18 protein-coding genes, 1 tRNA gene and 2 pseudogenes are annotated in these 19,351 nt (G+C 59.0%); 11 read left to right on the forward strand and 10 right to left on the reverse strand.

The window, feature by feature from the left end:
- Positions 1 to 169: 169 nt before the first annotated feature.
- Both pth and ychF read left to right on the forward strand, forming a co-directional pair.
- The gene (pth, locus tag J2Y56_RS26025; RefSeq protein ID WP_007905795.1) at positions 170 to 754 is read left to right on the forward strand and encodes an aminoacyl-tRNA hydrolase; all 585 of its coding nucleotides are present in this window, start codon (positions 170 to 172) and stop codon (positions 752 to 754) included.
- A gap of 22 nt (positions 755 to 776) precedes the next feature.
- Positions 777 to 1,877, forward strand: coding sequence for a redox-regulated ATPase YchF (ychF, locus tag J2Y56_RS26030; RefSeq protein WP_007942650.1), 1,101 nt, complete (start codon positions 777 to 779; stop codon positions 1,875 to 1,877).
- Positions 1,878 to 1,963: 86 nt separating this feature from the next.
- On the opposite strand, the gene J2Y56_RS26035 is transcribed toward ychF, so the two are convergent.
- A complete protein-coding gene (locus tag J2Y56_RS26035; protein ID WP_007942649.1) occupies positions 1,964 to 3,181 on the reverse strand; it encodes an MFS transporter in 1,218 nt (405 codons plus the stop codon).
- 1,272 nt (positions 3,182 to 4,453) lie between these two features.
- On the opposite strand from J2Y56_RS26035, the gene J2Y56_RS28580 reads away from it, so the two are divergent.
- The gene (locus J2Y56_RS28580) at positions 4,454 to 5,569 is read left to right on the forward strand and encodes a methyl-accepting chemotaxis protein (protein WP_405046885.1); all 1,116 of its coding nucleotides are present in this window, start codon (positions 4,454 to 4,456) and stop codon (positions 5,567 to 5,569) included.
- Between the two features lie 116 nt (positions 5,570 to 5,685).
- Positions 5,686 to 5,762, forward strand: a tRNA-Met gene (locus J2Y56_RS26045).
- An 89-nt stretch (positions 5,763 to 5,851) separates the two neighbouring features.
- Here the strand turns inward: J2Y56_RS26045 and J2Y56_RS26050 are convergent.
- Positions 5,852 to 6,961, reverse strand: coding sequence for a DUF2817 domain-containing protein (locus tag J2Y56_RS26050; RefSeq protein ID WP_310353560.1), 1,110 nt, complete (start codon positions 6,959 to 6,961; stop codon positions 5,852 to 5,854).
- A 164-nt stretch (positions 6,962 to 7,125) separates the two neighbouring features.
- On the opposite strand from J2Y56_RS26050, the gene ggt reads away from it, so the two are divergent.
- The 3 genes from ggt (at position 7,126) to J2Y56_RS26065 (ending at position 9,890) form a co-directional block, all read left to right on the forward strand.
- Positions 7,126 to 8,958: a gamma-glutamyltransferase gene (ggt, locus tag J2Y56_RS26055; RefSeq protein WP_310353562.1), complete on the forward strand. Its 1,833-nt coding sequence runs from the start codon at positions 7,126 to 7,128 to the stop codon at positions 8,956 to 8,958.
- A 255-nt stretch (positions 8,959 to 9,213) separates the two neighbouring features.
- Complete coding sequence (locus J2Y56_RS26060) at positions 9,214 to 9,516, forward strand: type II toxin-antitoxin system HigB family toxin (RefSeq protein ID WP_310353564.1); 303 nt, start codon at positions 9,214 to 9,216, stop codon at positions 9,514 to 9,516.
- 2 nt (positions 9,517 to 9,518) lie between these two features.
- On the forward strand, positions 9,519 to 9,890 hold the full coding sequence (locus J2Y56_RS26065) for a type II toxin-antitoxin system HigA family antitoxin (RefSeq protein ID WP_007942644.1): 372 nt from the start codon (positions 9,519 to 9,521) through the stop codon (positions 9,888 to 9,890).
- 18 nt (positions 9,891 to 9,908) lie between these two features.
- Here the strand turns inward: J2Y56_RS26065 and J2Y56_RS26070 are convergent.
- Positions 9,909 to 10,267, reverse strand: a pseudogene (locus J2Y56_RS26070) (molybdopterin-binding protein).
- Between the two features lie 375 nt (positions 10,268 to 10,642).
- Between J2Y56_RS26070 and J2Y56_RS26075 the strand changes: the two are divergent.
- Entirely contained in the window at positions 10,643 to 11,167 is a 525-nt protein-coding gene (locus J2Y56_RS26075) for a hypothetical protein (RefSeq protein WP_007942641.1), read from the forward strand.
- A gap of 22 nt (positions 11,168 to 11,189) precedes the next feature.
- Here J2Y56_RS26075 and J2Y56_RS26080 read toward each other — a convergent pair whose 3' ends face one another.
- The 4 genes and pseudogenes from J2Y56_RS26080 to J2Y56_RS26090 form a co-directional block, all read right to left on the reverse strand.
- Positions 11,190 to 11,786 (reverse strand): flavin reductase family protein, encoded by a 597-nt coding sequence (locus J2Y56_RS26080; RefSeq protein WP_310353567.1) that lies wholly within the window; start codon positions 11,784 to 11,786, stop codon positions 11,190 to 11,192.
- Positions 11,787 to 11,843: 57 nt separating this feature from the next.
- On the reverse strand, positions 11,844 to 12,404 hold the full coding sequence (locus tag J2Y56_RS28585) for a methyl-accepting chemotaxis protein (RefSeq protein ID WP_405046886.1): 561 nt from the start codon (positions 12,402 to 12,404) through the stop codon (positions 11,844 to 11,846).
- Positions 12,384 to 13,208, reverse strand: a pseudogene (locus tag J2Y56_RS28590) (PAS domain-containing protein); the annotation flags it as partial. The gene J2Y56_RS28585 and the pseudogene J2Y56_RS28590, both read right to left, overlap by 21 nt.
- A 74-nt stretch (positions 13,209 to 13,282) precedes the next feature.
- Entirely contained in the window at positions 13,283 to 14,596 is a 1,314-nt protein-coding gene (locus J2Y56_RS26090; protein ID WP_310353571.1) for an MFS transporter, read from the reverse strand.
- A gap of 201 nt (positions 14,597 to 14,797) precedes the next feature.
- Between J2Y56_RS26090 and J2Y56_RS26095 the strand changes: the two genes are divergently transcribed.
- Both J2Y56_RS26095 and J2Y56_RS26100 read left to right on the forward strand, forming a co-directional pair.
- The gene (locus J2Y56_RS26095; protein ID WP_007942637.1) at positions 14,798 to 16,216 is read left to right on the forward strand and encodes a short-chain fatty acid transporter; all 1,419 of its coding nucleotides are present in this window, start codon (positions 14,798 to 14,800) and stop codon (positions 16,214 to 16,216) included.
- A gap of 212 nt (positions 16,217 to 16,428) precedes the next feature.
- Positions 16,429 to 16,749, forward strand: a complete 321-nt coding sequence (locus tag J2Y56_RS26100; protein ID WP_007942636.1) for a hypothetical protein — start codon at positions 16,429 to 16,431, stop codon at positions 16,747 to 16,749.
- 85 nt (positions 16,750 to 16,834) lie between these two features.
- On the opposite strand, the gene can is transcribed toward J2Y56_RS26100, so the two are convergent.
- Positions 16,835 to 17,479, reverse strand: coding sequence for a carbonate dehydratase (gene can / locus J2Y56_RS26105; protein ID WP_007942635.1), 645 nt, complete (start codon positions 17,477 to 17,479; stop codon positions 16,835 to 16,837).
- A 141-nt stretch (positions 17,480 to 17,620) separates the two neighbouring features.
- Between can and J2Y56_RS26110 the strand changes: the two genes are divergently transcribed.
- Positions 17,621 to 18,025 (forward strand): hypothetical protein, encoded by a 405-nt coding sequence (locus J2Y56_RS26110; RefSeq protein ID WP_007942634.1) that lies wholly within the window; start codon positions 17,621 to 17,623, stop codon positions 18,023 to 18,025.
- Positions 18,026 to 18,144: 119 nt separating this feature from the next.
- Here J2Y56_RS26110 and rimI read toward each other — a convergent pair whose 3' ends face one another.
- Together rimI and J2Y56_RS26120 are read right to left on the reverse strand one after the other, a co-directional pair.
- Complete coding sequence (gene rimI, locus J2Y56_RS26115) at positions 18,145 to 18,597, reverse strand: ribosomal protein S18-alanine N-acetyltransferase (RefSeq protein WP_007942632.1); 453 nt, start codon at positions 18,595 to 18,597, stop codon at positions 18,145 to 18,147.
- Positions 18,590 to 19,330, reverse strand: coding sequence for an energy transducer TonB (locus J2Y56_RS26120; protein WP_310353579.1), 741 nt, complete (start codon positions 19,328 to 19,330; stop codon positions 18,590 to 18,592). Before J2Y56_RS26120 ends, rimI begins: the two co-directional genes overlap by 8 nt.
- Positions 19,331 to 19,351: the final 21 nt, after the last annotated feature.

The following is a 19,351-nucleotide window of genomic DNA, read 5'->3' on the forward strand; positions in this document are numbered from 1 at the left end:
TTTTACTCTGTACGCCGGAGTGACCGGAAACATCGCGGACTGGAACGTAGCGAGAAAGCGGGCGGGAACGCGGAGTTTACATAATGGTAAATGAGCAATTTTCGTCCACTTTCGCCGCACACACTGATTGCGGCGATGTTATCCACCACTCCAAGGAAGGGCCCCTATCGTGACTGCCATCAAACTGATCGTTGGCCTGGGAAATCCAGGCGCTGAATACGAACAGACCCGGCATAACGCAGGGGCCCTTTTTGTTGAGCGCATCGCGCACGCACAAGGGGTCAACCTTGTCGCCGATCGCAAATATTTTGGCCTGACCGGGCGCTATTCGCATCAGGGTCAGGATGTTCGTCTGCTGATTCCCACCACGTACATGAACCGTAGCGGCCAGGCCGTAGCGGCTCTGGCGGGTTTCTTTCGCATCAAGCCTGAAGAAATCCTCGTGGCGCACGACGAACTCGATTTGCCTCCGGGCGTTGCCAAGCTCAAGCAGGGCGGCGGCCATGGCGGTCACAACGGGTTGCGCGACATCATTGCGCAACTGGGCAATCAGAATACCTTTCACCGCTTGCGGCTTGGCATTGGCCACCCGGGCGTTGCCAGTATGGTTTCAAATTTCGTCCTGGGTCGTGCGCCACGCGCCGAACAGGAAAAACTCGATGCCAGCATCGACTTTGCCCTCGGCGTGCTGCCGGATATCCTCGCCGGTGAATGGAACCGCGCGATGAAAAACCTGCACAGCCAGAAGGCCTGACTCTACTCCGAGGGGAAACACCATGGGATTCAATTGCGGCATCGTCGGCCTGCCTAACGTCGGCAAGTCCACCCTGTTCAACGCCCTGACCAAATCCGGGATCGCGGCCGAGAACTTCCCCTTCTGCACCATCGAGCCGAACACCGGTATCGTGCCGATGCCGGATCCACGCCTGGATGCCCTGGCGGCCATCGTCAATCCAAAGCGCATCCTGCCGACCACCATGGAATTCGTCGACATCGCGGGCCTCGTTGCCGGCGCTTCGAAAGGTGAAGGCCTGGGCAACAAGTTCCTCGCCAACATTCGTGAAACCGATGCCATCGCCCACGTGGTCCGCTGCTTCGAAGACGAGAACGTGATTCACGTCTCCAACAGCGTCGACCCGAAACGCGACATCGAGATCATCGACCTGGAACTGATCTTCGCCGACCTCGACAGCTGCGAGAAGCAACTGCAGAAAGTCGCTCGCAACGCCAAGGGTGGCGACAAGGACGCGGTGGTCCAGAAAGGTCTGCTGGAGCAGTTGATCGCTCACTTCACCCTCGGCAAGCCAGCGCGCACGCTGATGAAGAACATGGGCGCCGACGACAAGGCCGTGATTCGTGGCTTCCACCTGCTGACCACCAAGCCGGTCATGTACATCGCCAACGTCGCTGAAGACGGTTTCGAGAACAACCCGCTGCTGGACATCGTCAAGGCCATCGCCGAAGAAGAAGGCGCCATGGTGGTTCCGGTCTGCAACAAGATCGAAGCCGAAATCGCCGAACTGGAAGACGGCGAAGAGAAAGACATGTTCCTCGAAGCCCTGGGCCTCGAAGAGCCTGGCCTGAACCGCGTGATCCGCGCTGGCTACGAGATGCTGCACCTGCAGACCTACTTCACCGCCGGTGTCGAAGAAGTCCGCGCCTGGACCGTCCGCGTCGGTGCCACCGCACCTCAAGCCGCTGGCGTGATCCACACCGACTTCGAAAAAGGCTTCATCCGCGCCGAAGTGATCGCGTATGACGACTTCATCCAGTACAAGGGCGAAGCCGGCACCAAAGAAGCTGGCAAATGGCGTCTGGAAGGCAAGGACTACATCGTAAAAGACGGCGACGTGATGCACTTCCGTTTCAACGTGTAATACACAGCCAAAGAAAAAGCCGCGTTTGATACGCGGCTTTTTTGTGCCTGGAATAATTCGACTTACAACATAGAACCAATGTGGGATCAGGGCTTTTTGGTCCGAGGCAGGAAGATCGCCAACACACCCAACAACGGCAAGAACGAACACAGGAAATACACGTATTCGATGCCGTGCACGTCCGCCAGATGCCCGAGCAACGCCGCGCCAATCCCGCCGAAACCGAACATCAAGCCGAAGAATACGCCGGCGATCATCCCGACATTGCCCGGCACCAATTCCTGGGCATACACCACGATGGCCGAGAACGCTGAGGCGAGGATGAAGCCGATGATCACGCTCAGGACGCTGGTCCAGAACAGGTCGACGTGTGGCAGGAGCAGCGTGAAGGGTGCAACGCCGAGGATCGAGAACCAGATCACCGCCTTACGTCCGATCTTGTCGCCGATCGGCCCACCAAAGAACGTCCCCGCCGCGACCGCGCCCAAAAACAGGAACAGGTGCAGCTGCGAACTGGCCACCGACAGGTCGAATTTCTCGATCAGGTAGAACGTGAAGTAGCTGGTGAGGCTGGACATGTAGAAGTACTTGGAGAACACCAACAAACCGAGCACTACGAGCGCACTGATCACCCTCCCCTTCGACAAACCATGCGTCGCCGCCTGGCCTTGCTTGAGCTTGAACAGATTCAAGTGGTTGGCGTACCAGCGGCTGATCCGGTACAGCACGAATAACGCGAACACAGCGAATAGCCCGAACCAGGCCACATGCCCCTGACCGTAGGGAATGATGATCGCTGCCGCCAGCAATGGACCGAACGCCGACCCGGCATTGCCGCCTACCTGAAAGGTCGATTGCGCCAGACCAAAGCGCCCGCCCGAGGCCAGTCGCGCCACGCGAGAGGCTTCCGGGTGAAAGGTCGACGAACCGATCCCGATCAACCCCGCCGCCAACAGAATCAATGGAAAGGTGCCGACCATCGACATCATCACAATGCCGATCAGTGTGCACACTGTCCCGGCGGGAAGCAGCCAGGGTTTGGGATGCCTGTCGGTGTAATAACCGACCCACGGCTGCAAAAGCGAAGCCGTGAGCTGGAAGGTCAGTGTGATCAATCCGACCTGGGTAAAGGTCAGGCCATAGTTGGCCTTGAGCATTGGATAAATCGACGGCAGCACCGACTGGATCAGGTCGTTGATAAGGTGCGCCAGCGCTACCGCGCCGATGATGCGCATGACCAAAGGGCTGCTTTGTGAAGTCGCGGGTGCCGACGTCGCGCCGGTCTGAACGTTGCTGATAGCCATGAGTATTTCCGTACAGCGGATGGGTGCACGCGGGCAGGTGCGTCAATGTGCCATTTTTAGCTGCGACAGCGCCATCCCCTTAGCCAGCTAACGAACTAAATATTCAACGCCCCAGGGGTGATAGCGCAACGCCATGGTCTAAATCTTGCGTTGTTTTACCCCTTCAACGCGGGCCCCTTACAAAGGGGGCCGAGAATGGGAAGTTTCGCTACAGAGTCGGCCTACAGAGCTGGCGAGGGTGAACTTTCGAGGCCTTTTACAAGGGCACAGGTCGCGGTCGCAATGACCTCGACGCACGCCGATGGTGCGTGGTGTCCACAGGAGTCATGGGGCATGTCGTTTTTATCACCGGGGATCGGGTTGCTGGGGCGTTTTGGCTTCGCACGCAAATTTCAGCTGTTGTTTCTCCTGTTCATCCTGCCGCTGGCCGGCAGCCTGCTGATGATCGGTCAGGATTACCGCGCCAAACTCAGCCTGATCTCCGGCGAACGAGCCGGTGTGCGTCAGCTGCTCGCGCTGGATGCGCTCGACAACCTGCTCGCGGCCCAGCGTGATCGCGCTGCTCGCTGGCGTGCCACGGAAACCAATCGCCAACCGACGCCCGCCACCCTCGCCGCGATGGCTGCGTTTGAAGCGGTTCAACCTGCTGTTGCTCAGGCCACCTCAGACCTCGGCAACGCGCTGGAAGCGGAAGACGCCAAGGACGAAACGCTGACCCGTTATCAAGCCCTGCAAACCGCCCTCAATGGCCTGGACTCGAAAAGCCTGAGCAGCGTCGGTTGGTGGCCGGACGGTTACGATCGTTTCACCAACGCCTTGAGCTCACTGCAAGCCCTGCGCGAACAGATCGCCATGGACAATCGCCTGACACTGGCGCCGTGGCTGGAAACCTATCTGCTGACGCAGATCTCCATCCAGCACGCGCCGGACCTGATCGAACGGGTCGGGCGCCTGGCCAGCGTCGGTCAGGCGTCGGTTGTCTCTGGGCAGTTCACCCTGCAAAGCCGTCTGCAACTGCGGGACCTGCGCAGCCGTATCGGCGATGCCCGCGAGCAGCTGGTGAAAACTGCCACGCTTCTGGAAGCCCGCCTGCCCATCGAATTGCAACACTGGGCCGGGCAGTACCAAGGCAGCCTCAAACAGCTCGACGTGAGTCTGAAGGTGCTGGATGACGGTGTATTCGGCGGCAGCATCAATCTCAAGCCAGAAGAGTTTGAACGCAACCTCGACACCCTGCTCACCGACCTTGCTTCCCTGCGCCAGCAATCGTTGATGTCATTGGATCAGCGCCTGGATTACTACCACGGCTCGGCGATTCGCCAGTTCATTGTGGTGGCGACGATCTTTGGCTGCCTGCTACTGGCTGCGCTGTACCTGTTTATCTGCCTGCAAGCCTCGATCCGTCGCAGCGCCAGCGGAATTACGCTGCTGGCCGAAGCCTTGCGTGACGGCAATCTGAGCCTGCAAGCCCCCGTGCAGGGCCGCGATGAACTGGCGGCTATCAGCACGGCCCTGAACGTCGCCGTGGTGCAATTGCGCAACAGTCTGCAGGGGGTCGATCACGAAACCTTGCAGGTGAGCAACGCGGTGCGCACGCTCAACCATCACTCCAGTGGCGCACTCGGCGAAGTCGAAGCGCAACAGTTGCAAATCAGCCAGATCGCCACAGCGGCCACGCAACTGGCGGCCACCTCTCAAGGGGTCGCCCAGAGCTGCGAACAGGCGTCAGGCAGCGCTCAGCACACCCAGCGCATTGCCGCCGACAGCAGCCGAGACAGCCAGCGCACCACCGCCAGCATTCAGCAGCTCAATCAGCGCTTGAACGACACCGCCGCGGCACTGGGTCGGGTCAGTGAGCAAGGGCAACAGATTCAACTGGTGGTCGATACCATTCGCGGGGTCGCCGAGCAAACCAACCTGTTGGCGCTCAATGCCGCGATCGAGGCGGCTCGTGCAGGAGAACAAGGCCGCGGCTTCGCCGTGGTGGCCGATGAAGTGCGCAGCCTTTCGCAACGCACCCAGTCTTCCACCGCGCAAATTGCCGGCACGGTCGACAGCTTGCGCAGCACCGTGAATGAGGCGGTCAGCCTGATGGAAGCGGCCTGTAACCAGGCACAAAATGATGCCCAATCCGTCACAGGCCTGGGCGAACGCCTCGGGGAAATCGCCCTCGCGGTGCAAGGCGTGACCGACACCCTGGCGCACATCGCGACCGCGGTGGAAGAACAGGCCAGTACCGCCGATGAAGTCAGCGGCAACATTCAGCAAGTCGATCAGGCGGCAGTAAGGTTGCTGGAAGGCGCGCGGGCGGTGAACCTGGCGGCGGACACCTTGAGCCAAGGCAGCAAGGCCCTGAGCGCGAATACCGGGAGATTTCAGCTCAGTTGACGCCCTCCTCCGGCCCGATTTTTCGGGTCAGGAGGATAAGCAGTTGAAAGCGTAGAGAAATATTTTAGATTTACGCTTGACACATCATCGTTCCAAGCCAATAATGCGCGCCACTTGGCTACATAGCTCAGTTGGTTAGAGCATAGCATTCATAATGCTGGGGTCCGGGGTTCAAGTCCCTGTGTAGCCACCAAGTACTAAAAACGGCTTACCGAAAGGTAGGCCGTTTTTTTATGCCTCGAAAAAAGTACCCTGAACCCCATGGGTTCAGGGTGATCCGCTTCAGAGGCGAATCGTCGGCAACGCGGACAACGCACGCTCCCAAATTTGCCAGGTGCGCAGCCAGACCATCGCCTGCCAATCGCTGTCGGCCGGATAGAACTGCTCCAGCAGATTCAACTTGATCCCGCGCCCTACCGCATCATTCGGGTTGCCATGCAGATGCAGCCAGTGGTCATCGCGCAAATGACGATGCACGTCCGCCCCCGGATACGTTCCGCACTCAATCACAAAAGGCATCAACCGTACCTGCGGCAACGCGTCGATTAACGCTTGGGAGGTGTAGCCGGTAGCCGTCGCCGCCACACCGGTTTCGCTCAAGGTGTCGGCACCGGTCAGCAGCGTGTAGAGCCATGGGCCGTAAATGGCCTGCGCCTCCGGAAGCGCGGGATAAGCCGCCTCGGTGATTGTCAGCAACATCGGATGACCGTACTCGCCGGCGCCCGTGTGCAAGTCGAAACACATGACCACGTCGGCGTGGGCAATGTGCTTTTGCAGGATCGCGTGCAGCGTGCGGTTCGACCAGCTTGGTGCCAGCCCGCCGTAAAACAGACCGTCGGGGTGGCTGTGCTGGCCGCCCTCGACAATCGACATCACCGCCGGCCAGCCATGGGTGCGAATTTGCGCGTCGAGCAAGGCATCGGCGCGTTCACGCTCGGGACCTTGCAGCTCGGAGCAGGCGTAGATGTCATGCAGCGTTGCGTATGCCTGATTGTCCGGCAGCGGGCGCTCGAAGTTCAGGTGATTGCGGTTCAGGTCAATGTTGTCTTCGTTCACCCGCCGCAGCCAGGCGGTGCCCCAGGGATTGATCAAGTGAACGAACACCACGGCGACATCGGCCGGCAGTGTGCGCTTGCCCAAGTCCTGCATCCATTTGATCTGGCAACCTGAACCATAAAAGCCTTCGACGCCATGTGTACCGCTCAGCGCGATGAGTAAGCGCTTGGCGCCTGGATCACCCAGCACCGCCACGTCAGTGCTCAACGACTCCCCGAAAGGCCCTTTGAGTGGATGCGGGTACTCGGTCAACGTTGCACCGGCTTCGTTGGCTGCCGCGAGGAACTGTTCTCGCTGAGTACGGTAACTCGGCTGGGTGGGGAACTCGGTGTGCATGTCTGCCTCTTGTTGATCTTCTGGCCCGTCGGTTGCACTCGACCCTACAGAAAATCCGTCGACTCATGAAGGATAAAAGCAGCTTTACTGTAGGCCTTGGTTTGCGCCATCCCGAGGCGACCGATACAGTCCCGGTAACTTTCCCACGGACGGAGTGCCCTAACGTGATCCCAGCCTTCCACTTGAGCCGCTATCGCCGCTCGGCCGTGTCGCTGATCGCTACTGCGTTAATACTCACCGCCTGTAACGCGCCACCGACGTCGACGTTGCCGGTCGCGCCAGAAAGCGCCTCGGGCTATCGCACCGACCTGCAAACCCGGTACGCGTCCAGACATATGGCGGCAGCGGCCAATCCTCTGGCGGCCCAGGCCGGTCGGGAGATGCTGCGTCAGGGGGGCTCGGCAATTGATGCCACCATTGCGATGCAAGCGGTGCTGACGCTGGTCGAACCACAATCCTCCGGCATTGGCGGCGGCGCATTGATCGTGCTCTGGGATGGCCAGGCTGTACGCACCTTCGACGGTCGCGAAACCGCCCCCGCCGGCGCCACCGAGAAACTTTTCCTACAGGCCGACGGCACACCGATGGCCTTCACCCAGGCGCAGATTGGCGGTCGCTCGGTGGGGACGCCTGGTGTGTTGCGAGCGCTTGAGTTGGCCCATCGCAAACACGGTCGTCTTCCGTGGGTGACGCTGTTCGAACCGGCCATCCAACTCGCGGAGAAAGGTTTCCCCATCTCGCCGCGCCTACATCTGTTGATCGCTTCGGACTCGTCCATGCACAGCTCGCCGGACATGGCGGCCTACTTTCTGAACACTGATGGCAGCCCGAAAGCCGCCGGCACACTGTTAAAGAATCCTGAACTGGCTGCGGTGCTGAAACGCATCGCCAACGAAGGCCCTGACGCGCTGTACAAAGGCGCCATCGCGCAGGAGATCGTCACCAAGGTTCAGGGCCACGCCAACCCCGGCAGCCTGTCACTGAGCGATCTCCAAGGCTACCAGGCCAAGGAACGCGCGCCGCTGTGCACCGACTACAAACGCTGGCAGGTGTGTGGCATGCCGCCGCCGTCGTCGGGCGGGATCGCCGTGGCGCAAATCCTCGGCACCCTGCAGGCCCTGGAAACCCGTGATCCGCGTTTCGCCCTGGCACCGCTTATACCGATCAAGACCGACAAACCCGCAGGCACGGAGCCCGCTCCGGAAGCGGTGCACCTGATCGCAGAAGCCGAGCGCCTGGCTTATGCTGACCGCGCGCTGTACGTGGCCGACGCCGACTTCGTGCCCGTGCCTGTCAAAGGGCTGGTCGACCCGGCTTATCTGGCCAGCCGCGCCGCCCTGATCGGTGATCGCAGCATGGGCGTGGCCAAACCCGGCACCCCGCCAGGCATTCAGGTCGCCTACGCGCCGGACCGTTCGCCGCTGCGCATCTCCACCTCACAGGTTGTGGCCGTGGATGACCAAGGCGGCGCCGTGTCGATGACCACCACCATTGAATCCGGATTCGGCTCGCATGTGATGGTCCAAGGGTTCCTGCTCAATAACGAGCTGACCGACTTTTCATTTATCCCCGAAGAAAACGGGCAAAAAGTCGCCAACCGCGTCGAGCCCGGCAAACGCCCACGCTCCTCAATGGCGCCGACACTGATCTTCGACCGTCAGAGCGGTGAATTCCTCGCCACCCTTGGCTCCCCCGGCGGCTCGCAAATCATCGAGTACGTGGCCAAATCCACCATTGGCCTGCTCGACTGGAACCTCGACCCACAAGCCGCCATCAACCTCCCCAACTTCGGCAGCCGCAACGGCCCGACGGAGCTGGAACGGGGTGAGTTCAGCGCCGAGTTGATTCAGGCACTGAAGGACAAAGGGCATAACGTGAGTGAGATCGACATGACCAGTGGCACCCAGGCGATTGTTCGGGCCAGGGATGCGCATGGAAACGCATCGCTGGCCGGTGGGGCCGATCCTCGGCGCGAGGGGGAAGCATTGGGGGATTGATTCGTACATGGGAATGAAAAAGGGCTTACCGGGAGGTAGGCCCTTTTTTACAGGTATCACATTCTGATCAGCTGTCGCGTGATGCCATTTCCTACACGCAAAAAACTGTTTCTTGGGTAGAGTTCCGCGTCAGCCTTTGTCCCATCGAATTAGCTGTCCGCAGAACCTGACTATGAGAGTCAAATTCGCTCCCCCACCCTTCGAATTTCCCTCCACAGACTTGCATCAGTCCCAGCACGGGACTAGGCTCGTGCCATGAGAATCATCGCTATTAGTCAGTTGAAAAAGTTTTGGGAGAAATACCCAGACTCGGAACAATCCTTTCTGGCCTGGGTTGACGAGGCAAGAAATGCAAACTGGAAAACGCCTTTGGATATAAAGGCTCACTTTGCTACCGCCAGTATTCTCAAAAGCCGCAGAGTCGTATTCAACATCAAGGGTAACGACTTCAGGTTAGTAGTCGCTGTGGCCTATCGCTTCGGCGCCATATACATAAAATTTGTCTGCACTCACAAGCAGTACGACGCAATCGACGCCGACACCGTCGAGATGGAGTAACCATGAATATTCACCCGATTCACACCGACGAGGACTACCGTGCGGCTCTGCAAAACGTGTCAGCACTGTTTGACAACGAACCAGAGCCAGGCACCCCTGAGGGTGATTACTTCGACATCATGATCACGCTGATCGAAGCTTATGAATCAAAAAAATTTCCGATCGATCTGCCTAATCCGATCGACGCCATCAAATTTCGTATGGAGCAATCTGGCCTTTCCGCTTCGGACCTTGCGCCCGCCATTGGCCGGACAAACCGGGTTTATGAAGTGCTCAATGGCAAACGCGCCCTGACGCTTCCAATGATCTGGAAACTGCATGAGTTGTTCGGGATCCCGGCTGAGAGCCTGATCAAGCCAGTAAAACAATCTTGATCAGGCGTCATTCCTAAATCAGGCCGGCACACCCAAAATAATGTGCGACGCCTTAATCACCGCCGTTGCACTCACACCCGGCGCCAGTCCCAGCTCCGCAACCGCTTCGCGGGTAACAATCGAATAAACTTCACTGCCGACATCAAGCTTGATAACCACTTCGGCGTTCACCGCACCGTCGGTGACGCTGGTGACTTTACCTTCCAGGCAATTACGCGCCGAGAGGCGAATGTCGCTGGAGTCGGTCATCAGCATGACCCACGGCGCCTTTACCAGAGCGACCGCTTCCTTGCCGACCGCGAGACTTCGGCGTTGACCGCGCCCGGCTGCAGATGGCTGATAGTGCCTTTGAATACGTTTCGCGCGCTGACTTTCACGCTGTTGTCTCCTTGAATGATAAATTTTGTATACAACTCCACCTGTCATTCGGGATAACTGCGCAACTTTGCGCTCACCTACATCCACGCTTCAATCCCGGACTTCAGTATCAAGCTGACGCATGAAGCTTAGGTGTGATCTTCAAAGCCCGTCGCGTTGTGCGCTTCTCCAGCGTCAGATCCCGCACTTCTCGCAAACCCCACAGCTCTGTGGGAATCGTCCTCCAACACCCTCGGAAGCGTCAGACATAAGTGTTTCAGCGGTTGTTTTAAAGTGTGTCCCGAATCGCAGGCGTCATGATTTGACCGGCGGGTTTCCCCGTTCAAACCCTGCGCCTCCGCTACTTTTCACAACCACCAAGGCGTTTACATTTGATGAGCAACCGTTGGAAGAGCAATTCGCGCAATGAGTCTGGTGCGTTTCTCAAGCGCTTTAAAACCGAACTGATCGTGGGCTTCATTCTTGGCGCCATCCCTCTACTGATCCACTCGACGAGCCAGGCCGAACTGCAAGCCATTCTCCAGTCATTAATGGCCAGCGCGCCCATCGTCAGCCACGGCTTTTGTCTGCTGACGATCTACATTGCGGTGTGCATTCACAAGAAAATCCACCGACTGAAAAGCGACCGCATGCGCGAACGGTTCGAGGTGATCTACAAGGTCACGGCGGAAGTCGGGACGAGTTTCCTGACCCTGCTGCGTACCGGCCTTGGGGCGATCGTCGGTTTCCTGATGATTGCCCCCTTCATTGAGGACGTACCGATCTCACTCAACCACTGGCTGACCACGCTCATGCTCTGCTTCATGACCCTGGTGTTCTCGGCATCGGTATCGTTGCTGCATGACTTTCTGATGACGCGCCCGACCCGCAGCCATCCGAAAAATCACATTCGCTTGTGAGGACGCAGGCCTGGTGGCTGATTTACGGCAGGGTCTTGCCGTCCACCGGGTCGCCAATCTTCAGGAAATGCCCGCCCGCCACATGGTGCAAGGTGCGTAATGCATCCTGCCCTTCGAAGTGCCAACGGCCCTCGCTGAAAACGCGCTCATCCGCCTGCGCGGCAATGACCTCGGCCAGGAACAGGTCGTATTGCTGATGATTAGTGGGCTCTGGCAGCAGTCGACATTCCAGCCACGCCACACAGCCTTCGAGCATTGGGGCATCAATCAGCTCGCCACTGAAGGTTTGCAAACCATAGGCCTGGAACTTGTCCTGACCTTGGCCCCGGGTCAATTCCAAACCTGATGTCGAGCCAACCGTCTGGGTGATATCGGCCTGCGCTGCGCAGGGGACATTCAGCACGAACGTTCCCGAGGCTTCCAGCAGTTGCCGGGTCCAGGTGGACTTGTCCAGCACCACGGCAATTTTCGGCGGTTCGAAATCCAGCGGCATGGCCCAGGCGGCGGCCATGATATTGCGCTGGCCATCATGGGCTGCGCTGACCAGTACCGTCGGGCCGTGATTGAGCAGACGGTACGCCTTGGACAAAGGAACCGGCCGACGGTGGGAATCGTTCATGTTATCTGCTCCTGGGAAAAGAGCCGATTGTAGCGATTTCCACCGCGACGGCAGGTTTCAAGTCGCCAGCTGATTGGCAAACTGCCCGACCGCGTTCACCACTTTCTGCGCACCGTCCTGAATCTCGACGATCACCGTGCCCGCTTCCGCCGCCAGCGCCAGGCCTTGTTCCGCCTGAAGCTTACCGTCGGTCATCAGGGCCACGGCATTGCGCGCCATTTCCTGGTTCTGACGCACGACACCGACAATTTCATCGGTGGCCTGGCTGGTACGAGATGCCAGCTGCCGAACCTCATCCGCGACCACGGCAAACCCTCTGCCCTGTTCGCCAGCCCGAGCCGCCTCAATCGCCGCGTTGAGCGCCAGCAGATTGGTCTGCTCAGCGATGCCGCTGATGGTTTTGACGATAGTGCCAATGACCAGCGATTGCTCATTCAACGCTTCGATTCCATCGCCAGCGGTTTGCATGTGCCTGGCCAGGTCACGCATGACGTCCACTGCCTGAGTCACTACGGCCGTGCCGCGCTGGGCACTTTGGTCGGTTTGCTGAGAAGTGCTGTAGGCAATGTTGGCGGCTTCGGCAACGGCGTTTTCCTGACTGACCTGATCAGTAATCACCGTGGCGAACTTCACCACTTTGTAGAGCTTGTTGTTGGCATCGACCACCGGGTTGTAGGACGCTTCCAGCCAGACCATACGACCATGGCTGTCGAAGCGCTTGAAACGGCCGGCGACAAACTCACCCGCGTTCAAGCGTCGCCAGAAGTTCTGATACTCGGCGCTGTTGTACTCCTGCGGCTCACAGAACGTGCGGTGATGTTTGCCCTTGATCTGCGCGAGGCTGTATCCCATGCCGCCGAGGAAGCGATCGTTGGCCGTCAGCACGTTGCCATTGAGGTCAAACTCGATCACCGCCGTCGAGCGCACCAGCGCGCCGATCAGGTTCTCGTGCTCACGAGACGCTTCGATGGTGCGCGTCAGGTCGCTGGAATAAATCGAGAAATGTTTGATCCGGCCATCGGCCGAGCGCACCGGCTGCAAAATCGAGCGCAACCACGCTTCCTGGCCATTGCCCCGCAGCAAACGCACGGCACCGGCGAAATGCTCGCCACGGGTCAGCGCGTTTTTGAAGCGGCGGTGAAATTCGTCTGATTTCACATGGGCGGGAACAATGTCGTCGATGTGACGACCGACCAGATCGTTGCTCTTGTAGAACATCTCAGCGATGAAATTCTGATTGGCCGATTGAATCCGCCCATCGGGATCAAGTGTCAGGACCAGCATCTCGCTTTCCAGGCTGTCCTTCACTTGCTGAAGGCTGGAGAGTTCTTCGCGAAGAGCCGAGAGCTCCTGCTTCAAGCGTTTATTGAACATGGGAAGCACCGATGGACTGGGAGGGAAAGCGGCCTGCTGCCTAGCCATCGGCGGTACGGATATTTTCTGAAGAGTGCTTCAGGGTTGTCCTACAAAAATAGTTGCATCGTCAACGCCTGCAATTACACCGCGCCAGCCGTCGCGCAATGACTGACCTTGGGCATGCGCGTACCAAAATACGCCGCGCTGCCAACGCCCACCGCCCCCATCACGGCACAGAAGATCACGCAGATCCACGGGCTCCATGGCATCAGACCGATAAGCAGCAGCGGTGTGATGCTCGCCCACGCGGCGTAGGCAATGTTGTAGGTGAAGGAAATCCCCGAGACACGAACCCGTGCCGGGAACAGGCTGATCATCACCGACGGCACCGCGCCGACTACCCCGCAGCTCAGGCCTGCAATCGCATACGCCAGGCCTGTCCAGTTGCCGCCACTGATCAGGCAGCCGTACAGCACGCCAACCCCCAGCGGGAGCAGCAGGCTATAGAGCATGACCGTGCGCCAGGCGCCGATGCGATCGACCAGCAACCCGGCGAGCACGCAGCCGAGGTTCAGGAAAACAATGCCCAACGCGCTCAGAGCGAAGGTATGGCTGGCGGTCATGCCGAAGCTTTTCTGCATCATGGTCGGGGTGATGACAACGAACACCACCACGGCCGAGGTCAGCACACAGGTGAGGATCATCGACGGTAACATCGCCAGACGATGCTCACGCAAGACCGTGCGCAGCGGCAGTTCGACAGCGGCATCGCGCTGGGCTTGCATGGCCATGAACACCGGGGTTCCACTGAGCCAGCGGCGCAGCCAGACGCCGATCACCCCGAACACACCGCCCAGCAGGAACGGGTAACGCCAGGCGAAATCGAGGATTTCCGTCGGGGTGAATGCCTGTGCGAGAAAGGTCGCTGTCAGGGCGCCGATCAAGTAACCGAACGTCAATCCGGCTTGCAGGAAACCGAGGGCATATCCGCGATGCCCGGTTGGCGCGTGCTCGGCGACAAATACCCAGGCACTCGGCACTTCCCCGCCCACCGCCGCGCCTTGCAGGACACGTAACACCAACAGCAGCAGTGGTGCCCAATAGCCGATTTGCGCGTAGGTCGGCATGATGCCGATCAGCAGGCACGGCAGCGCCATCATCAGGATACTCAGGCTGAAGACTTTCTTGCGCCCCAACCGATCGGCGAAATGCGCCATCAGAATTCCGCCCAATGGACGCGCCAGATAACCGGTGACAAAGATTCCGAAACTTTGCAGCAAGCGCAGCCACTCAGGCATTTCCGGCGGGAAGAACAGTTGACTGAGGGTCAGGGCGAAAAACACGAAAATGATGAAATCATAGATTTCCAGCGCGCCGCCGAGGGCTGCAAGGCCGAGGGTCTTGTAGTCCGAGCGGGTAAAAGGCGTCGGGCGCGAGGGGGTGTTGGCAGTCATGAAAAAGAACTCTGCAGCCGGTAAAAAACCAAGGCGCCCATGGTCTACGCAAACGCGTCCACGGACAAGCCGTTAGACCATAGTCCCGTTTTGGTAAAACTTTGTCACACAGCAGGATCGGTTGATTTACTGTTGGCATCTGTCTAGACCGGCCATTACGGCCCGAAGACCACCATAAACATAAAAATTCGAGGTACGCCCGTGGCTGCTGATATCGAAGATACCCGCTCCGCCCGTTTTGCCCTGCGCTGTTCAAATTTTGCCGAACGCTGGTTCCCCGACTCCTGGGTGTTTGCCGCGCTGGCGGTGATTATCGTTGCCGTGGCCACCCTGTTCATGGGCGCCAAACCGACTGATGCCGCCATGGCGTTCGGTGACGGGTTCTGGAGCCTGATTCCGTTCACCATGCAGATGGCGTTCGTGGTGATTGGCGGTTATGTGGTCGCCAGCTCGCCGCCAGCGGTGAAACTGATCGACCGTCTGGCACGCCTTCCGAAAAACGGCCGCTCGGCCGTGGCCTGGGTGGCGTTGATTTCCATGGTCGCTTCGCTGCTGAACTGGGGCTTGTCGCTGGTGTTTGGCGGCTTGCTGGTTCGTGCCCTCGCCCGCCGTACCGATCTGAAAATGGATTACCGAGCCGCCGGTGCGGCCGTCTATCTGGGTCTTGGCGCGGTGTGGGCCTTGGGCCTGTCGTCGTCCGCTGCACAACTGCAGGCCAACCCGGCCAGCCTGCCGCCGTCGATCCTGGCGATCACCGGAGTCATTCCCTTCACCCAAACGATCTTTTTGTGGCAGTCCGGTGTCATGCTGCTGGCGCTGATCGTGGTCTCGCTGATCGTTGCCTACGCCACCGCGCCGGGCCCCAACACGGCCCGAGACGCCAAAGCCTGCGGCGTCGACCCGAGTTTCAACCTGCCGCCACTGCAACCACGCACTCGCCCCGGCGAATGGCTGGAATACAGTCCGCTGTTGACCCTTTTGCTGGTGCTGCTGGCGGCTGGCTGGCTGTTCCACGAGTTTTCGACCAAACCGTTGCTCAGTGCCATCTCCGGGCTGAACACCTATAACTTCCTGTTCTTGATGCTCGGCGCGCTGCTGCACTGGCGTCCGCGCAGCTTCCTCGACGCCGTGTCCAGGGCTGTGCCAACCACCACCGGCGTGCTGATTCAGTTCCCGTTGTACGGCTCGATCGCCGCCTTGATGACCACGGTCAAAGGCACTGACGCCCAGACCCTGGCGCACCACATCTCGACGTTCTTCGTCAGCATCGCGTCCCACGACACCTACGCGGTGCTAATGGGCGTGTACTCGGCGATTCTCGGCTTCTTCATCCCGTCCGGCGGCGGCAAGTGGATCATCGAAGCGCCGTACGTCATGCAAGTGGCCACCGATCTGAACTACCACCTGGGCTGGGCCGTACAGATCTACAACGCGGCCGAAGCCCTGCCGAACCTGATCAACCCCTTCTACATGCTGCCGCTGCTGGGCGTGCTCGGGCTGAAGGCACGGGATTTGATCGGATTCTCGTTCGTGCAATTGCTGGTGCACACGCCGCTGGTGCTGTTTCTACTGTGGGCGCTGGGGACGACGTTGACGTATACGCCGCCGGTGATGCCTTAACACATCAAAGATTGCACCTGCGGGGCAGGTGCAATCATTTACCCTGCTTGAGCGCCAAGTAAATGCCAGGATTTTTCTTACGTATAGGCTCGATTGCGCCTGACATGAAACTCGGTCAGATCCTATCTCCAAACAGTAAATCGCTGAGTAAACTCCGACAGGTCGAAGCTTATTAAAGTAAAAAACTGCACTGACCAAGGATGAACAAGCACATGTCTTTAATATCGAAAACGCTGGAAGATATGATTAATGAAATTTACCAGGACGGTAGGGTTTCAGTCGTTGAATACAAAAAACTGCGTGATGACGCCGACCGCCGTATGGACGCAGTCGTCCGCGAGTTCGGACTGCACAACAATCTGACCGCCCTTCAAAAAGCGATGGATGTAGTGATGCAATTAACGCAAACCGCCATCATTGATGCAAAAAAAGCCAAACTGACTGATACCGGAGAGGCCATCGTCAAGGATGCCGTATTTGCACAGGTCGAGTACTTGCGTGCTGGTACTCATCTGGCGTTGAAATTGTTGTAACGCTTCACTGGTTTCGAAGAAACACCCAACGCCGACGCTCAGCTGTTATTTCACTGACGTCGGCGCAGTCCCGAGTTGAGAACCTTTACAACTTCTCGACCGGACGCAAACGGTATTGCGCAGGCAATTGCTCAAACCCGCTGATGGTCGCATTCAGGCTTTTCCAGCGCCCGTCCTTGATGCCGTAAATGCAGCCGTGGATCGACAGTTTCTGCCCTCGATGCCAGGCGTTTTGCACAATGCTGGTATGCCCGACGTTCGCTACTTGCTGAATCACATTCAGCTCGCAGAGACGGTCGACCCGCTCTTCTTCGGTCGGCAACTTGGCCAGCTCTTCGCGTTTTTCATAATAAAGATCGCGAATCGAGCGCAGCCAGCCGTCGATCAGGCCCAGCTGGCGATCCTGCATCGAGGCGCGTACACCGCCGCAGCCATAGTGACCGGTGACCAGGATGTGTTTGACCTTGAGCACGTCAACGGCGTACTGAATCACCGACAGGCAGTTGAGGTCGGTGTGCAGCACCACGTTGGCCACGTTGCGGTGGACAAACAGGTCGCCGGGCAGCATGCCGACGATCTCGTTGGCCGGCACGCGGGCGTCGGAGCAGCCGATCCACAAATATTCCGGCGTCTGTTGACGGGCCAGCTTGGAGAAGAAGTCCGGATCTTCCTGTTTGATCGCTTCGGCCCAGCGTTCGTTGTTATCAATCAGATCTTGTAATTCGTTCATGCTGTAAAGCCTCAAGAATGATGCGCTGGTTTGACAGACAACCGCCCGTCGGGGTCACGCGCTTGATGCAAGTATGGCCGGTGGAATTCTCGGGAGCCCAGTGGGTCCACCGTAGTAAGACCCACAGTATGAGGAATTGCCATGACTGAATCACGACGACCGTTCGATGCGACGCAACCCGAGCCGATCGATGATAACGAAGACCGCATGGGCTCGGTGCATGAGCTGGACTTTGACGAAGAAGAGCCCAGCGGCAAAATCGGTGACGAGCTGCCGCAAACCGAACGTGAGCGGCTGATGCCCCATGAGCGCTTGCGTGAAGCGGGCATGACGGGCGCCTCGACCGATGATCACGAGTCTACCGATGATGACATGAGCCCGGAAACCTTGATCCATGAAGATGGGTCGCGGGATGCTCATGAAGCGGGTGACGGTGATCAGGCGGATTGGGATTTGAGCATTGTCGATGAAGATGACATTGGCGGGGGGAATGGATTGGATGAAGCGGAAATGGCGAATCGGGATCCGATGGATGGGAAACGTTGATCTGTGGCGCCTGTTAAGCCGCCTTCGCGAGCAAGCCCGCTCGCACATTTAATCGCGTTCTTGATATGGAACTCGGTCAAGTGTGGGAGCGGGCTTGCTCGCGAAGCTTTTAAGGAAAGTCAGTCGACGAGGGTACAGGCCATGACCACTGCATCTTCGCGCCCACCCACCGCAGGATAATAATCCCGGCGCCGGCCAATCTCGTTAAACCCGTACCGTTCATACAGCCGAAACGCCGAGCGGTTGCTGTCGCGAACTTCCAGAAAGCACTCCCGCGCCTCAGCCTTGTAGGCGATCGACATCAAGTGCTCCAGCAGTGTCAAACCCAGGCCACGGCCCTGGTTTTCCGGTTTCACGGTGATGTTCAGCAGGTGCGCCTCATCCAGAATGATCTGCACCACACCGTGGCCGACCTGCTGTTGACCTTCGAACATCAGCCAGATCTGGTACTTGCCCAGCCCATCGAGAAAAATCCCGCGGGTCCAGGGATGGCTGTATGCCGCGTATTCGATTTTCAGTACAGCGTCCAGGTCCGCCTCGATCATTGGGCGGAACGATACAGCGTCACTCATTCGATTCTTTCCAGCGCGCCATCAGCCGACGCATGGCTTGCCAGACATCAGCCTTACGCTGTGGCTCTTCCATTAATAATTCCAGACCCGGCAGGGCCCAGACCGAGCCCAGGCCTTCGACCTGGAGTTCACGGTTAAATGATTCGGCATTGGCCTCACCGGCAAAACGCACCGCCGGCAGGCCGATCAGCCACACGCAGACGCACGGGGCGTCTTCGATGCGAGCGGAGAGAAAACCCTGTACAAAATCGCGCGCCGCTTCAGGGCCCTGATCCATGGTGCCGCGAGCCAGCAGCGGCCAGCGTACCGGTTCGCCGACAATTTGCGGGCTGTCCGGCAGACCGGCCGCGCGCAGCATGTCTTTGAGCAGCAGATAGGCGGGATCGCGGGTCTGGAACGTTTCGCCTGTGGGTAACTCCACCAGCAGCAAGCAGCGACCGGCGCGCAGCAATTGCAGGGCGAAGCGCGGTGGCGGTATTTGCACAGCCTTGGCGACGACCGGCGCGGTCTCTTCTTCGACCTTGGCGTTGGTCCGCGTGCTGGCCAAGGATGGGCGCTGTACCTCGATTTTCACCCGTTCGGCCGGTTTGACCACAGGCTCCATGGGCGCCTGAGCCACTGGAGCGGAGGCCATCGGCGCGACGACCAACGGCTCAGGCGTCTCCAGCAGCTCGGGGCGCGAGGGAGCGGCAAAGGGCAATTCGGTGCGCGGCAGCCAGTTGACCACCTGCATGGCGGTCAAATAAGCGCGGCG

Origin of the sequence: Pseudomonas sp. BE134 (assembly GCF_031456105.1) — a bacterium.
GTDB lineage: Bacteria > Pseudomonadota > Gammaproteobacteria > Pseudomonadales > Pseudomonadaceae > Aquipseudomonas.

Bases quoted from the DNA above. Each gene is read 5' to 3' on its own strand.
- J2Y56_RS26080 (WP_310353567.1), bottom strand. From the start codon at position 11,786: ATGAACGATTCCCACCGTCGGCCGGTTCCTTTGTCCAAGGCGTACCGT.
- rimI (WP_007942632.1), bottom strand. From the start codon at position 18,597: ATGAGTGACGCTGTATCGTTCCGCCCAATGATCGAGGCGGACCTGGAC.
- J2Y56_RS26035 (WP_007942649.1), bottom strand. From the start codon at position 3,181: ATGGCTATCAGCAACGTTCAGACCGGCGCGACGTCGGCACCCGCGACT.
- can (WP_007942635.1), bottom strand. From the start codon at position 17,479: ATGAACGAATTACAAGATCTGATTGATAACAACGAACGCTGGGCCGAA.
- J2Y56_RS26120 (WP_310353579.1), bottom strand. From the start codon at position 19,330: ATGCAGGTGGTCAACTGGCTGCCGCGCACCGAATTGCCCTTTGCCGCT.
- J2Y56_RS26060 (WP_310353564.1), top strand. From the start codon at position 9,214: ATGAGAATCATCGCTATTAGTCAGTTGAAAAAGTTTTGGGAGAAATAC.
- J2Y56_RS28580 (WP_405046885.1), top strand. From the start codon at position 4,454: ATGTCATTGGATCAGCGCCTGGATTACTACCACGGCTCGGCGATTCGC.
- J2Y56_RS26050 (WP_310353560.1), bottom strand. From the start codon at position 6,961: ATGCACACCGAGTTCCCCACCCAGCCGAGTTACCGTACTCAGCGAGAA.
- J2Y56_RS26075 (WP_007942641.1), top strand. From the start codon at position 10,643: ATGAGCAACCGTTGGAAGAGCAATTCGCGCAATGAGTCTGGTGCGTTT.
- J2Y56_RS26100 (WP_007942636.1), top strand. From the start codon at position 16,429: ATGTCTTTAATATCGAAAACGCTGGAAGATATGATTAATGAAATTTAC.
- ychF (WP_007942650.1), top strand. From the start codon at position 777: ATGGGATTCAATTGCGGCATCGTCGGCCTGCCTAACGTCGGCAAGTCC.
- J2Y56_RS26065 (WP_007942644.1), top strand. From the start codon at position 9,519: ATGAATATTCACCCGATTCACACCGACGAGGACTACCGTGCGGCTCTG.
- J2Y56_RS26110 (WP_007942634.1), top strand. From the start codon at position 17,621: ATGACTGAATCACGACGACCGTTCGATGCGACGCAACCCGAGCCGATC.
- J2Y56_RS26090 (WP_310353571.1), bottom strand. From the start codon at position 14,596: ATGACTGCCAACACCCCCTCGCGCCCGACGCCTTTTACCCGCTCGGAC.